Annotated in this window: 15 protein-coding genes; all 15 read left to right on the top strand. The window is 68.0% G+C overall.

Features of this window, described 5'->3' with window-relative positions:
* Positions 1-12: 12 nt before the first annotated feature.
* Positions 13-588 (top strand): hypothetical protein, encoded by a 576-nt coding sequence (locus tag IRT45_RS18560; RefSeq protein ID WP_194807112.1) that lies wholly within the window; start codon positions 13-15, stop codon positions 586-588.
* 322 nt (positions 589-910) lie between these two features.
* A complete protein-coding gene (locus IRT45_RS18555; RefSeq protein ID WP_228534570.1) occupies positions 911-1957 on the top strand; it encodes a hypothetical protein in 1047 nt (348 codons plus the stop codon).
* Positions 1945-2691 carry a class II glutamine amidotransferase gene (locus IRT45_RS18550; RefSeq protein WP_194807111.1) on the top strand — a complete coding sequence of 249 codons (747 nt, stop codon included), beginning with the start codon at positions 1945-1947 and terminating at the stop codon, positions 2689-2691. The genes IRT45_RS18555 and IRT45_RS18550 overlap by 13 nt, the downstream gene beginning before the upstream one ends.
* A 47-nt stretch (positions 2692-2738) precedes the next feature.
* Positions 2739-3674 (top strand): IS481 family transposase, encoded by a 936-nt coding sequence (locus tag IRT45_RS18545; RefSeq protein ID WP_194807169.1) that lies wholly within the window; start codon positions 2739-2741, stop codon positions 3672-3674.
* Positions 3675-3854: 180 nt separating this feature from the next.
* Positions 3855-5072: a hypothetical protein gene (locus IRT45_RS36985; RefSeq protein WP_228534569.1), complete on the top strand. Its 1218-nt coding sequence runs from the start codon at positions 3855-3857 to the stop codon at positions 5070-5072.
* Positions 5060-5818 (top strand): hypothetical protein, encoded by a 759-nt coding sequence (locus IRT45_RS18535; RefSeq protein ID WP_194807110.1) that lies wholly within the window; start codon positions 5060-5062, stop codon positions 5816-5818. Before IRT45_RS36985 ends, IRT45_RS18535 begins: the two co-directional genes overlap by 13 nt.
* 82 nt (positions 5819-5900) lie before the next feature.
* Positions 5901-6143 (top strand): hypothetical protein, encoded by a 243-nt coding sequence (locus IRT45_RS18530; RefSeq protein WP_194807109.1) that lies wholly within the window; start codon positions 5901-5903, stop codon positions 6141-6143.
* A 156-nt stretch (positions 6144-6299) separates the two neighbouring features.
* The gene (locus tag IRT45_RS18525; protein WP_194807108.1) at positions 6300-6980 is read left to right on the top strand and encodes a hypothetical protein; all 681 of its coding nucleotides are present in this window, start codon (positions 6300-6302) and stop codon (positions 6978-6980) included.
* Complete coding sequence (locus IRT45_RS18520; RefSeq protein ID WP_375540121.1) at positions 6977-7744, top strand: DUF2786 domain-containing protein; 768 nt, start codon at positions 6977-6979, stop codon at positions 7742-7744. The genes IRT45_RS18525 and IRT45_RS18520 overlap by 4 nt, the downstream gene beginning before the upstream one ends.
* On the top strand, positions 7741-8241 hold the full coding sequence (locus tag IRT45_RS18515; RefSeq protein ID WP_194807107.1) for a TIGR04338 family metallohydrolase: 501 nt from the start codon (positions 7741-7743) through the stop codon (positions 8239-8241). Before IRT45_RS18520 ends, IRT45_RS18515 begins: the two co-directional genes overlap by 4 nt.
* A 482-nt stretch (positions 8242-8723) precedes the next feature.
* On the top strand, positions 8724-9653 hold the full coding sequence (locus IRT45_RS18510; RefSeq protein WP_194807106.1) for a DNA-processing protein DprA: 930 nt from the start codon (positions 8724-8726) through the stop codon (positions 9651-9653).
* 211 nt (positions 9654-9864) lie between these two features.
* Entirely contained in the window at positions 9865-10512 is a 648-nt protein-coding gene (locus tag IRT45_RS18505) for a DNA-processing protein DprA (protein ID WP_194807105.1), read from the top strand.
* 83 nt (positions 10513-10595) lie between these two features.
* A complete protein-coding gene (locus tag IRT45_RS18500; protein WP_194807104.1) occupies positions 10596-11636 on the top strand; it encodes a DUF4192 domain-containing protein in 1041 nt (346 codons plus the stop codon).
* A 59-nt stretch (positions 11637-11695) separates the two neighbouring features.
* Positions 11696-11935: a hypothetical protein gene (locus IRT45_RS18495; protein ID WP_194807103.1), complete on the top strand. Its 240-nt coding sequence runs from the start codon at positions 11696-11698 to the stop codon at positions 11933-11935.
* A gap of 97 nt (positions 11936-12032) precedes the next feature.
* Positions 12033-13724: a ParB/RepB/Spo0J family partition protein gene (locus IRT45_RS18490; protein WP_194807102.1), complete on the top strand. Its 1692-nt coding sequence runs from the start codon at positions 12033-12035 to the stop codon at positions 13722-13724.
* The last annotated feature ends 62 nt before the right edge of the window (positions 13725-13786 follow it).

Genomic DNA, 13786 nt, shown 5'->3' with positions numbered 1-13786 from the left:
AAAGGAGCCCCCGTGACCGAAAGCCAGCTCGTCGAAGTTGCTGATATCGCATCGGTCGTCTCTCGGTGTCTGTCCGACCTGGAGCCGGTGTTCGAGCAGATCGACTGGGCCGAAGACGAAATCGCCCGCGCGCAACGCCGCCATCCGCGCCACCGCAACACCCTCTATCACTCGTTCGGGCTGCTGATGCCGACCCATGAGCGGATGCGCCAGGAATTCGTGTACCGGTCGCACTGCCGCGAACTGCTCGACCGCGTCGCCGGGGGCCTGTCCCCGGTTCCGGGAACGGCGGCCGAGGTCGCGCTCGCGGTCATGGCGGCCAGCCAGCGCGCCCCGCTCAACACCGCCGCGTTCGGCCTGTACACGCGGACGTGGATCCAGGCCGGATTCCCTCCCTTGGAATCGGTGACCGATTCGCACCAGCACTACGAAGCGATCGCCAAGTCCCGCATCGATGATCTCGAAGCCGAGACACGCACTCGCCTGTCGGTGGCCGACCGCGTCCTGCGATCTATCGACTGTCCGGGCCGCCACCACGGCCAACCGGCCGACGACTGCGAGTACGCGCGTTCAAGCTTGGCTGCCTGAGCGAAAACCTAGACCGCGCGTCCTCTCGCCCTGACGCAGCGGCTCTGGCACACGCGGGTCTCCGCTTCTACCGAGCGCTCACCTCGGTTCTTGTTTGCCCTGTTTCTGTCCGTTTTCCGCGCCGGTCGACTCCCTGTCGGCCGGCGCTTTTCTGTTGTGGAGGGTGTGTGCGTTCATGACCGATCCGATCCTGGGTCCACCGTGCGCGGTCTGCGACGGCGCGGCAGCCGACACGGAGCTGTGCATCGCGAATTTCGCTGTGTGCGACTCGTGTTGGCAACAGCTACCCCGCTGCGCCTACTGCCGGACCCCCTCCTTGCGGTTGACACGCACTGCCGACGAGGCCGAGTTGTGCGCGCACTGCCTGACGGGGTGGGCCGGGTGTGTGTCGTGCCAGGAGTTGACCGGCCCGCAGTTGCGCACCGATACCGATGACCCGGTGTGCGCGCGGTGCGCGAGCGTGTTGTTCGCCGCGTGTTTCAGCTGCGGGCGGTTCACTGCCGACAGCCGCTACATCTCCGGCGGGCACCGCGCCTGCCCCCGCTGCGCCAGTCGATTCCACGCCTGCCCGGCATGCGGCACCCTCGTCCAACCCGGACACCGGTGCGAGGCCTGCGGCAACCGGGGAAAGGTGTGGAACTACACCTACCGCCCCGACCCCCGCTTCCACGGCACCGGACCCCTGTATCTGGGGCTCGAACTGGAAATCATCGTCCCCGAACACCGCTTGGACACCTGCGCCACCCTGGCCACCGACCACCTCGCCGGCCTCGGATATCTGAAACGCGACTCTTCCATCAGGCCGTCCGGGTTCGAGCTCGTCACTCACCCCCTCTCCTACCGGTATGCGATCGAGTCGTTTCCCTGGCCGCTGCTCGACCAACTGCACCGGCTGGGGTGTGAGGCCGACGCGTCGGTGGGGCTGCACGTGCACGCCAGCCGGGCCGGGTTCGACAACCCGGCACACGTGTATCGATGGCTGAAACTGTTGTACCGCAACGAGGAAGCGGTCACACGGTTGGCGCGCCGCCGCACGCATTACGCCCAGTTCGACAGCGCCGCCCGCGCGCGTGCCCGCGACACGGCCAAGGGGCCGCAGCACGCGCTGGGGCTGGAGCGGTATCAGGCGATCAATCCGCTGCCGCGCAACACGTTGGAGGTGCGGGTGTTCGCCAGCTCGCTGGATGTGCAGCAGGTGCAGGCCGCGCTCGCGTTCACCGCCGCCTCCATCGACTACACCCGCGGTCTGCGGGTCGCCGATATCCGCGCCGGCGCCTGGGACTGGGCCCGCTTCGCCACCTGGGTCACCACCCGCCCCGACTACCAGCCGCTGGCCGCGGAGATGGAGGCCCTGCAATGTGCCTGCTGACCTACTACCCCGCCGGTGCTGCGATCGACAAGGGAGCGCTGCGGTTCGGGGCTGATGCGAATCCCGACGGTCACGGCTTCGCGATCGTGGCCGGCGGTCGCATCATCACCGGGCACGGCATGAACGCTGACACCGTGATCGGCACCTTTGCCCGCACCCGCGCCGACCATCTGGACGGCCCGGCGTTGTTCCACTCCCGCTACGCCACCCGCGGCGCGGTCGATCTATCCAACTGTCATCCCTTCCGGCTCGGCGGCGATGCGCGAACGGTATTGGCGCACAACGGCACCCTGCCCAAGCGGGTCCATCCACGCGCGTATGACCGGCGCTCGGATACCCGGATCGCGGCCGAGGATTACCTGCCGAGGCAACCGTTCGGCCCGATCGACACCGTCGCCGGTGCGCGGGGGCTGTCGGGCTGGTTGGGGTCGAGCAAGCTGGTGATCTTGACCGTCGACCCGGCCTACGCCCACACCGCCTACGTGTTCGGGGAACGAGCGGGGCAGTGGGTGGGCGGGATCTGGTATTCCAACCGCTCCTTCCTGCCGCCTGAGCAGCGGTGGCCGGCCCGGCGCCGGACGGTGTGCGGGTACTGCCTGGACCGCGATCTCGAACGCACCAGCCGCTACTGCCGGACGTGTGGCTGGTGTTTCGACTGCCGATCCGTCCTGTTCTCCTGCACCTGTGAGTTAGCTATAAAACTGCCGGAGGTTGTTGACAGTCTGGGCTCCTGATATGAAGAGGAGTCCTTGTGCCCGAACGTGTATGGAGCGAGAAGGATCTGATCAGGCGCGCGAATCGGCGCCTGGCCGTTCTACAACATGCCGAGGAGGTCAGCGGCAACGTCACCGCGACATGCCGGTACTACGGGATCAGTCGAAATGTCTTCTACCGGTGGAAACGTCGTTACGAGGACGAGGGGATCGACGGGCTGAAAGACCGGTCGAGCGCACCATTGCACTGCCCGAACGTCACCCAGCCCGAAGTCGTCGCCAAGATCATCCATCTGCGTCAGCACTACCACTTCGGTCCGCTGAAGATCTCGATGTACCTGCAGCGCTACCACGATGTCTCGATCAGTCAATCCGCGGTGTGGCGCATCCTGAAACGCCTTGGGATGAACCGGCTGCCGGCCTCGCAACGCTACAAACGCCACAAGCAGCGATGGAAACGCTACGAGAAGCAGCGGCCGGGCCACCATGTGCAGGTCGACGTCAAGTTCATCGAACCGATCACGACCGGCCCGCACCGCCGCAAGCGCTTCTACCAGTACACCGCTATCGACGACTGCACCCGGCTGCGGGTGCTTCGCATATACCCGCGATCGGATCAGAAGACCGCGATCCAGTTCCTCGACTACCTCATCGCCCGGCTGCCGTTCCAGATCGAGAAGATCCAGACCGATAACGGCGCGGAGTTCCAGTCGGCATTCCACTGGCACGTGATCGACCAGGGCATCGGCCATACCTACATCAAACCGGCCACGCCGCGGCTCAACGGCAAGGTTGAACGTTCGCACCGCATCGACGCCGAGGAGTTCTACCGCCTCCTCGACGGGGTGGTCATCGACGATGCCGGACTATTCAACGACAAGCTCAAAGAGTGGGAGGACTACTACAACTACCACCGCCCCCACGGCGGCCTCGGAGGACAGACACCCTATGAAAGGCTGCTACAGAAGACCCAAGCCCACACTGTCACCGGCCACCGTCAGTAGCACAACTAGCCCCTATTCGCCGAGCCGCGACTCGGTTCCCAGCATCCAGCTGATTCGCGACTCACCGCTCATTCCAGCTGCTTCTCGACGCATTAGCCCTGCGCCCCGCTCCGGCCAGTCATGGCCCGGAGCGGGGCGCTGTCGTCTCTCCCTCATTCTCCGGAAGGACGTGAAATTCGTATGCTCTCATCCACTCTCACCGATCGGCGGTGCGAGGACTGTTCACACCCGATCGACGACACCACGACCGTCCTCACGGTCGAGGGGGATCATCTGTGCCGTGCGTGCGCCGACCGGCTCGATACCTGCGACGACTGCGCCACCCCCACGCGCGATCGCCGCTCCACCGTGCACGACACCGACGTGTGCACGGAATGTTCGATCGGGTGGCGACGGTGCCGCGATTGCGACCGCTTCGACAGCGATCTCGTCCGTGTCATCGGGCACGGCGAGGTCTGCGACGACTGCGCCGACAGCTACCTGGTGTGCGATGACTGCGGCTCACGCGCGGACGGGCTCAACGAGACCGAATCCGGGACGGACGTGTGCGGGCGCTGCGAGGACGCCGACTACCGCCGCTGCCCCGGCTGCGAAATCCTCATCCGCTGCTGGGAGGACTACTGCGACTACTGCGCCAACCAACGACCCGACCATCACGGCATCCACTCCTACGACTACAAACCCGAACCCGACTTCCACGGCACCGGGCCGCTGTATCTCGGACTGGAACTCGAAATCAAAACCCCCCGAGACGTTTTCGATGAAGCTGTCGAGCTCGCCATCGACCAGCTCGGCGACATTGGCTATCTAAAGGAGGATGGGAGTATCCAGCCGTGCGGATACGAGCTCGTCACGCACCCTATGTCGTATAAGTATGCGCGCCAACACTTTCCGTGGCCGCTGCTGAATCGGTTGCGGATTCTGGGAGCCTACACCGATACCAGTGTCGGCATCCATGTGCACGTGTCCCGCGCCGGGTTTTCCTCGCCGGCACACGCTTACCGGTGGTTGAAATTCGTCTACCGCAACGAATCCCACGTCAAGACGTTGGCGCGCCGCGACTCCGAGGAATGGGCGGTATTCGACCCGGGCGCCCGCGCCAACGCCGCCGCCCACGCCAAAAGCAACGCCGAACGCGCGTTCCGGTACCAGGCCATCAACGTACGCCCCGAGCACACCTTCGAACTACGGGTATTCGCCAGCTCCCTGAACACGCGGGAGGTCCAAGCCGCGCTCGCCTTCGCCGACGCCTCCGTCGAATACACCCGCACCCTCTCCGCAGCGGATATCGCTCGCCGCCGTGGCTGGGAATGGGCGGCGTTCACAGCGTGGCTGGCCGCGCGCCCCGAATACCGCTGCCTGACCGACGAATTGGAGGCCTTCGCGTGTGCATCCTGACCTTCTACAAACCCGGCCAGGACCCCGACCTCGACGCCCTGCACGGCGGGGCCCTGGCCAACCCGCACGGCCACGGCTACGCCATCCACACCGGCAAGACGATCCTCGTCGGCCACGGCATGAACAGCGACGACGTGATCGCCGAGTTCGCCGAACAACGCACCAAGCATCCGGGCGGTCCGGCGTTGTTCCACTCCCGCTACGCCACACACGGCGACCGCGACACCAGCAACTGCCACCCCTTCACCGTCGGCGGCGACCCGCGCACCGTCCTCGCCCACAACGGAGTGCTGCCGCCCAACGTGCACCCCGCAGCGGGCGACGCGCGCTCGGATACCCGGATCGCGGCCGAGGACTTCCTGCCCACCAAACCGTTCGGGTCACTCGACAGCTGGGCGGGGCGAGACCGGTTCGAACACTGGCTCGGCTCCAACAAGGTCGTCATCTTGACCACCGATCCCGCCTACAAACATCCCGCCTACGTGTTCGGGGAACGCCACGGGCGCTGGGTCGGGGGCACCTGGTACTCCAACGACAGCTACCTGATACGCGAGTGGGCCAGCGCCGACACCGACTACATCGGATTCTGCGAACACTGCGGCGCATTCGAAGACGACCCCTTCGGCCCGCACTGCGGGTGGTGCGGATACTGCGCCGACTGCGCGCACCCGTTCCCCCGCTGCGCCTGCCCGCAATTCGACGGCGTCGACCGCTACGCCGACCTGCTCGGCCTGCCAACCCACTGACCAGCCGACCACCCATCACCGGGCCCGGCCCCGCCACCGCTTCGCTGCCGTGCCCGTGCTCGCTGTGCAAGGAGTTGTTCCCGTGAGCGAATCCACCGTCAAACCGTTGAGCCGCGACGAGACCGTCGCCCTCTTGGTCGAGGCCCTCGGCCCCTACATCGCCTCGACACGGCGTGCGCTCGGTATCGCCCACACCATGGCCACCGTCGTCGGCGGCGAACCCCTGACTCTGCTCAACCACGCCATCGCCGACTACCGCACCCACGAACGGCTCGTCCGCGTCACATATCGCGCACTGCGCAGCTCGGCAAGCGCCCACGAGTAGAAGGCGTTCCCGGACTCCGCCGCGACCGGACTCGCAACCGAACGTCACGGCTACCAGCGGTGACCCGAGAGAAACGACGGTGCTCGCGGCGACCGGTCCGGCTCACCGCAGCACCGCCCCGTTGCTTTCCCCTTTCGATCCGAATGGAGGTACCCGATGCCCGACACTCCCGGCGGCGCCATCCCGGGCCCGGTTCCGGTTCCGCAACGTCTGGCCGAGGCGCCGGTCGCGGCGGGCATGGTCGTTCCCTACATCACGATGACCCACCGCGACCCCGCCAAGCCCGTGTGGGGCGCGGTGAATCCCGCGCGGCTGCAACAAATCTGGCAGCACAGCCTGTGCCAGGTGTGCGGTCAGCGCCTCCACGGCCCGTGGGTGGTGGTCTACATCCGGCCGCAGGACTACCTGCGCGGCATCGGCCCGGAACCCGCGCTGCACCCCGAGTGTGGTCTGTATTCGAAACGGACATGCCCCATGCTGGCCGGGCAGAGCGATCACTACAACCGGCATCCGAGCCGGCGCCCGTGCGGCGACCCGGAGTGCACCTGCCGACTGTGGGCGCCACCGAATCCCCAGCCCGGCGAAGGCCGGCGTGAAGGCCAGCCGGCCGAGGCCTGGTACGAGGCATGGATCGCGATCGAGGACTACACGCTCATCCGCGCTCCCGGTAGCGAACACAGCATGGCGATGTTCGGTGTCGAACTGCGCCCCGCCTCGCGGCTGCGCAAACTCCGCAAGATCCGCGACGCCGCACCCACCGACACCGGTGATCAGCCGCTGGACCTGCTGGCCGCGATCATCGCCACCCGCACCCTGTTCACCAGGGACGGTGAATGATGGCCGATACGGACAGGGTGCTCACCCGCATCGGTGCGTTGATGCGCCAGGCCGAGGGCACCGACAACCCGCACGAAGCCGAGGCCTTCCTCGCCCGCGCCCAGCAGCTGGCGACCCAGCATTCCATCGACCTGGCCGTGGCCCGCGCCGCTGCCGCCGACCGCGGCCGTGCCCGCCCGATGCCGGGCATGCGGCGCATCGAAATCGGCGCCAAACACACCAAAGGGCTGGCCACCTATGTGCAGTTGTTCGTGGCCATCGCCCACGCCAACGACGTGCGCGTGGACGCCGCCCACAACTCGACCTGGGTGATCGCCTTCGGGCTCGGCTCCGACATCGACACCACCCAGCTGCTCTACACCCATCTGCTCGCCCAGATGGTGCGTGGCTCACGTGCCTACCTGAACTCCGCGGCCCACCAGCGCCACCCGGTAGCCGGTGTCACCGCGCGGCTGGCCTACCAGCGCGCCTTCGCCGCCCGCGTCGGGCAACGCCTACGGGACGAGCGCGACCAAGCACGCGCCGACGCCCTCACCCCCACCTCGCCGGCCGCGGCGGGCACGGCGTTGGCGTTGCGGGACAAAGACATCGAGCTACGCGACTACTACACCGCCCACTCCACCGCGAAAGGCACCTGGCCGGGGCACCGCCGCGCAGGCGGCCACGCACCCGCCGCCGGCGAGGCCGGTGACCGCGACGGGCAACGCGCCCGCCTGCACGGTCTCAGCGAGATCGACGGACCGCGAAAAGGTTTACCGTCGTGACCGCACGACCACGTGATAGCCAGCGACGCAAGGTCTACGACGCCGAGCACCGGCTGCGTGCCCTGTTCGATCTCGCCGATCGCACTCCGGGACGCACCGTCGAACTGTTCGGCTCCCATATCTGTGTACCGGTCGAAAGGCGCATGGGCACAGTCGAATCCGTGACCGCGTACCTCGCAGCCGTGATGGCGCTGCCCTCGATCCGTGCCCGGTACCCGCGGGCAGCGGCGGCTGTGCGGGTGCGTGCGCGGCGCGGCAGTCGTTATGCGCACTACGAGCCCGCGACCGCCACGATCGCGGTCCCGCTGCGCGAGCATGCGGTGCGAGAACTGCTGGTGCTGCACGAGCTTGCTCACCACCTGCAACCACGCCCCGCTGCCGGGCACGGGCCCGAGTTCTGTCGCGTGTTCTGCGAGGTGCTCGACACCGTCGTCGGCGCGGAAGCCGGATGGCTGATGCGCACCCTGCTCCACGACACCGGAGCCCACCTCACCTAGCACGCACCACCGACCCTCCACCCTGCGACCACGACACGAACAGTCGTGGTCGGACTCCACTCGCCACTGCCGCAGTCGAACGGTGAGGTCTAGACTTCGCGATGGGATCGGGGGGATCGAGGGGATACACGGGTGGCTCGCACCATCCCCTACCCCGATGCGCCCCGTCACCATCGCGGTGCGTTTACACACCGTTGCAGGGCGAAGGGTGCGAGAACGGGCTCAGTCCACCCCCTCCGGACACGCCCGTTCTCCTCGCAAACGACTCGCGCCCCGAGGCGGCGCGGACTCAATCGGCTGATAGTGGCCAGTTTTCGCCTGCGCCGTCCACTGTGCACACCGATGCGCTGTCCCGGTGTCATGCGCCATCGCGGCAGGGGCTCGTCCGGCTTTCCGGCACACCCGCTTGCTTCGGCGCTGCCTGGTCGCCGCCCCCGCTGCGCTGATCGACTCCCCCAATTGACTTCCATCAGGAGATTGCCGTGTCCGCTTCCGCCCCTGCCTGCGACGAACGCTTCGCGCCGTTGAGCGCGCAGAGGCGGTTTGCGTGGGCCGTCGCTGCCCGCGCCGCGTTGACCAATTCCCTTACCGTGGCGGCACTTCTGGCTGACACCGACGTCGAGCAGGTCGCCGAACAGTTGTGCACCGACCCCGAACTGTTCCAAATTCCACCCGATGTGCGGGACCAAGCCGTAGCCGACCTCGATCGCGCGGCCGCGGTCGAGGCGATGCTTCTGACTCCCGAGGATCCCGATTGGCCGACGGCCGCGGTCGCCGACCTCGAACGCGCGAACGTCACTGCCCCGGTCGCCTTGTGGGTGCGCGGCCCGCTCGCGCTCACCGTCTGCGTTGATCGCACCGTGGCAGTGACGGGGGCGCGGGCGGCCTCCGACTACGGCATCCACGTCGCCCACGATATGGCGACCTACTTCGCCGAGCGCGGCTGGTGTGTCCTCAGTGGCGCCGGGTACGGCATCGACACCGCCGCCCACCAGGCCGCGCTGCTGTTGTCGGCGCCCACAATCGCGGTCGTGGCCGCCGGAGTCGACCGCGCCTACCCGACCGGAAACACACCGCTGTTCGATCAGCTCGCCGAACGCGGGCTGATCGTTTCCGAGTATCCGCCCGGCTCCCCGCCGACCAAATCCCGTTTCCCCGAACGTAATCGACTCGTCGCCGCCCTCTCGACAGGCCTGGTCATCTGTGAGGCCGGTGCGCGCTCGAGCACCCTCGACACCGCGTCGTGGGCGCGACGATTGCACCGCCGCATCGCCGCGGTCCCTGGTCCGATCTACTCGGCCACCTCCACCGGATGCCACCACTTGCTGCGCGAGCACACCGCGCACCTGGCCGCCAGCGGAAGCGACGCGCTCGACATCGTCACCGACCTCGGCGCGGGGCCGGCCTCGTGACCGACACCAGCACCTGCGACCTGCTGGACCGAGCCCTCGTCGCCCGCGCACTCACCACCAGCGATCACCGAACGCGCCTGCTGTGGCAGTCCAGACCCACCAGCGAGATAGCCGATCGGATCCGCCGCGGACACACTGGTTTCCCGACCCCTTCCGATCTCGGCGACCTCGCACGCCGCGACGTCGATCGCCTCAATGAACTCGATGCCGGGTGGTCACCCGCGACGACGCTGAATGGCCGTGGCAGCTGGCGCGGCTGGACCGCGCCACACAATCCGGCCCGTTCGCGCTCTACCTGCGCGGCCCTGTCCGCCTCGACACCGTCATCGAGCGGGCGATCACCATCACCGGTTCCCGGGCCGCGACCGGATACGGCCGCGCCGTCACCGACCGGATCGCCGCCGAACTCACCACCCTGGGCTGGAATGTCTCGGCGGACAGCGCATACGGGGTCGCCGCGATCGCGCACAAAGCCGCGCTCGCTGCTCACGGCCATCCGGTCGCGGTTCTCGCGGCCGGGATCGACGTCGCTCACCCGCCTGGACATTCCGGACTACTCGCCACCGTCGCCACCAGCGGAGTTTTGGTATCCGAGTACCCGCCCGGTACGTCGGTGACCCGGGCCCGTCGCCGCGCCCAGACTCGCCTGTTGGCCGCGCTGTCGCGGGCAGTGCTCGAGTCCACACCAGGCGGTGAACCCGCCACGATCGCGGCGCACGCTGTGCGCCATCGGGTTCCGGTGTTCGCGGTGCCAGGACCGGTGACCAGTGCGACCACCGCGCTGCCGCACGAGTTGATCGCCACCGGGCGCGCGCGCCTGACCACCAGCGGCCACGACATCCACCACTTCATGAGCTGACCGCGGCGCGCCGACCGGGCTGCCCGCGCCCCGGTCAGCTGTGTCGGCCGTCTCCGATTCGTTGTCCAGTGAAGGGATCGTTCATGATTCAGCCGACGACACTACGCATGTCTGCCCCGGGGGAATTCATCGCCGCCGTGCCGGCCCTGCTCGGCTTCTACCCCGTCGATTCATTGGTCGTGGCGCTCCTCGAACGCCGCCCTCCCGCCGACGAGGTCTGCATCAAAGTCGTCGCCCGCCACGACCTCCACGTCAGCGACAGCCGGCTCACCGCCGTCGTGGCGCAACTGGCCGACGTCGCCGCGAACGAAAACGCGTCGGCAGTATTGGTTCTCATCGTCGACAGCACCGCGCAACCAACGTCCGCGCCCCCTGGCAGGCACACCCACACCCTCGACATCCTCGACCGAGCCCTCACCACACGCGGTGTTGTTCTCGCGTCGGCGTGGGCGACCCGCGTGATCGACGCAGGCGCGCCGTGGTGGAGCCTGCTCGATGCCACCGAGTCCGGCGTCGTGCCCGACCCCGACGCGACCACGCTTGCCGCCGCGTTCGTCGTCGCGGGACATCCGATCCGCCGGTCACGCGAGGAACTGACCCGCCTGATCGAGCCCGACCCGGCGCTGGCCGACCAGGTCCGCGCACTGCTGCACGCCGACACCGGCATCCACACGCAGAGCGCGGCGAGCGAGATCACCGCCACCGTCGCGACGGTGGTCGAGCACATCGACACGCTCGCAGCAGGTTCGACGCTGACACCGGCGGAGATGGCCGCACTCGCGGTGGCCTTACGCACAGCGGCCGTGCGCCATTGCCTGCTCGGGCTGGCCGGCACTGCTCGTGTCGACGCGGCTGAACGGTTGTGGGCGCTGCTCACCCGCAGCCTGCCCGATCCCGAACGCGCCCATGCCGCGGCTCTGCTGGCGTTCTCGGCCTATCACCGAGGCGACGGAGCGCTGGCCTCGATCGCGCTGGACGCAGCCCTTGACTCCGACCCACAGCATCGGTTCGCACGGTCCCTCGATACCACACTGCGAGACGCCACAGCCCCACCCTCCCTCCACGCCGTCGTCACCTACGCACACGACATCGCCGACGCACTCGGCGTCGATCTACACCGCTGACCAGCATCGCCTCTTTGGCCGTCTCCTCGTTTCGTCCCCGATCAGAAAGGTCACCGTTCATGCCGTCCGCGAACTCTGTCCCCACCCTGTCCCGCGCGCAATTCGATCGCCTCGAACACCGCGGCGCCGCGGGCACGAGCGCCACCCTCACCGAGATGGATCCCGCCGTCGCCGACCGCTGGCGCGCCGAGCACGCCGGGTGGCGTGGCCGCCACTGGGCCTACCTCGACGACGAGCACGGCGTGCTGCGGCTGCACCCGATCAACGTCACCCGCGCGTCGAGCCAGGCAGCCGCCTGACCCACCTCTGTTCCGCTTCACCGTCCAGATCGGCGCGGCCCCACCGCTATTCATATCGGCGCGGCCGCGCCGATCGTCATCTCATAGGAGGTCTCCTTTGAGCCCCACCACTCTCACCGTCGTGCCCGACATCGAACCCGCCGCCGCCTCGGCCACCCCCATCGGTGATGCCACCGGTGCGGAATCCGCCACCAGTGCCGAGTCCGCCGAGAATGAGCGCGACCCGCACCCCGCCGGCGAGGCGGAGCTGGAGGTTCCGCCGAATGCGACCGCGGCGTATATGGATCCGCGGGAGTTGGTGATCGCGGAGAATGTGCGCACCGGCTTCGACGTCGCCGAGCATCCGAAACAGGCCGACTCGATCCGCGAGTTCGGTGTCGGCGCTCCGGTGCTGGCCGAACGCGAACCCGACGGGTCGGTGCACGTGCTCGATGGTCAGGTGCGGGTGTTGATCGCCCAGGCCGTCGGCCTTGCCCGGGTTCCGGTGTGGATCACCGATGCACCCGTCGACGTCGATGTCAAGCAGCGTCGTATCGACCGCACGATGGCGCAGATCAATCTCAACGAGCGTCGGATCCCGTTGACCCAGGCCGACTACGCCGCCGGGGTCGCGCTCATGCTCGATCTGGGTGCCTCCCCGACACGGGTGGCGAAAGGACTGCAACAGACCAAACGCGCGGAAGTGCGCAAGCTCGCCGCGGTCGGCCGTTCGGCGACAGGACGCGAGCTGGCCGATGCCGGCCAGTACAGCCTCGATCAGCTCGCCGTCATCGCCGACTACGACAACCTCGGCGACGCCGACGCCGTCGAGAAGCTGACGACGACCTCCCGCTACAACTTCAGCTACACGGCCAAGGCGATCGCCGCCGATCGCGACGAAACCCGCCGCCGCCTCCACGCGTCACTGCCCTACGGCGCCTACGGATTCGGGATCCTCACCGACGAACCCGGCCCCGACGACGCCTACCTACCCGCCACCGACCTCACCCGCGCCGACGGCGAACCGGTCACCGACACCGACGTCTACGCCGATCCGGCGCGGTGGGTGGTGTGGGTCGATGTCGAGGAAAACGGGGAGCTGGTCGATACCGCCACCGGCACGCTCGTCGATCCCGACACCGTCGACTGGGACACCCAGCACGACCGCGACACCGAACCCGGCGACGGGTTGCGCCGCGCGGACGGGCTCGCCTGGCGTGATCGCTGGATCCCGGCCTACTACCTGCCCGCCGACCAGCTCGACACCACCGGACTACAGCGTCCTGTTCCGCAGGCCGCTGACCCGCAGGAGGCGCTGGCCGCCGCCGAACGCGCTGCGGCGGCGCGGGAAGAAGCACGGTTGGCCCGCCGCCGGGTGCGGGAGCTGAACAAGCGGGGTGTCGCCGCGGCCGAGCGGCGCGAGGAATTCCTGACGAAGTATATCCAGCGGAGCAAGCCGCCGGTGCAGGCCGCGCATTTCGTGGCCGAGTACCTGGCGCGGAATCTCGCGCCAGGCGCTCTCCAGTTGATGACCAAGCTGCTCGGGGTCGGGTCCTCGACCGAGGAACTGGTGAAGGTGATCGGTGCCGCGTCGACCAACCGGGCGTGGGTGCTCGCACTGGGCATGGTGCTGGCCAACCGGGAGGTCACCCTGGACAAGAGCCTGTGGCGCACACGGTCGCAGACCACCACCCGGTATTTGCACCTGCTCGCCGACATCGCCACTGCCGACGACGATTTCGCGTTGGTCGACGTCGAACAGGCCGCCGCCGGCGACATCGACTTCCACGACATCCCCATCGACAAATAACCACACCTGCCGTACCCCGGTCCTGCCACGCCCCGGCAGGGCCGGTCTCGTATTCCATCCGA

The organism is Nocardia sp. BSTN01, assembly GCF_015354405.1.
Classification (GTDB): Bacteria; Actinomycetota; Actinomycetes; order Mycobacteriales; family Mycobacteriaceae; genus Nocardia.
This window is presented reverse-complemented; position numbering and strand designations above follow the sequence as displayed.

What these genes read in the sequence shown, in the direction of transcription:
- IRT45_RS18550 (WP_194807111.1), top strand. Translation starts at nt 1,945, where the DNA reads ATGTGCCTGCTGACCTACTACCCCGCCGGTGCTGCGATCGACAAGGGA.
- IRT45_RS36985 (WP_228534569.1), top strand. Translation starts at nt 3,855, where the DNA reads ATGCTCTCATCCACTCTCACCGATCGGCGGTGCGAGGACTGTTCACAC.
- IRT45_RS18525 (WP_194807108.1), top strand. Translation starts at nt 6,300, where the DNA reads ATGCCCGACACTCCCGGCGGCGCCATCCCGGGCCCGGTTCCGGTTCCG.
- IRT45_RS18520 (WP_375540121.1), top strand. Translation starts at nt 6,977, where the DNA reads ATGATGGCCGATACGGACAGGGTGCTCACCCGCATCGGTGCGTTGATG.
- IRT45_RS18500 (WP_194807104.1), top strand. Translation starts at nt 10,596, where the DNA reads ATGATTCAGCCGACGACACTACGCATGTCTGCCCCGGGGGAATTCATC.
- IRT45_RS18495 (WP_194807103.1), top strand. Translation starts at nt 11,696, where the DNA reads ATGCCGTCCGCGAACTCTGTCCCCACCCTGTCCCGCGCGCAATTCGAT.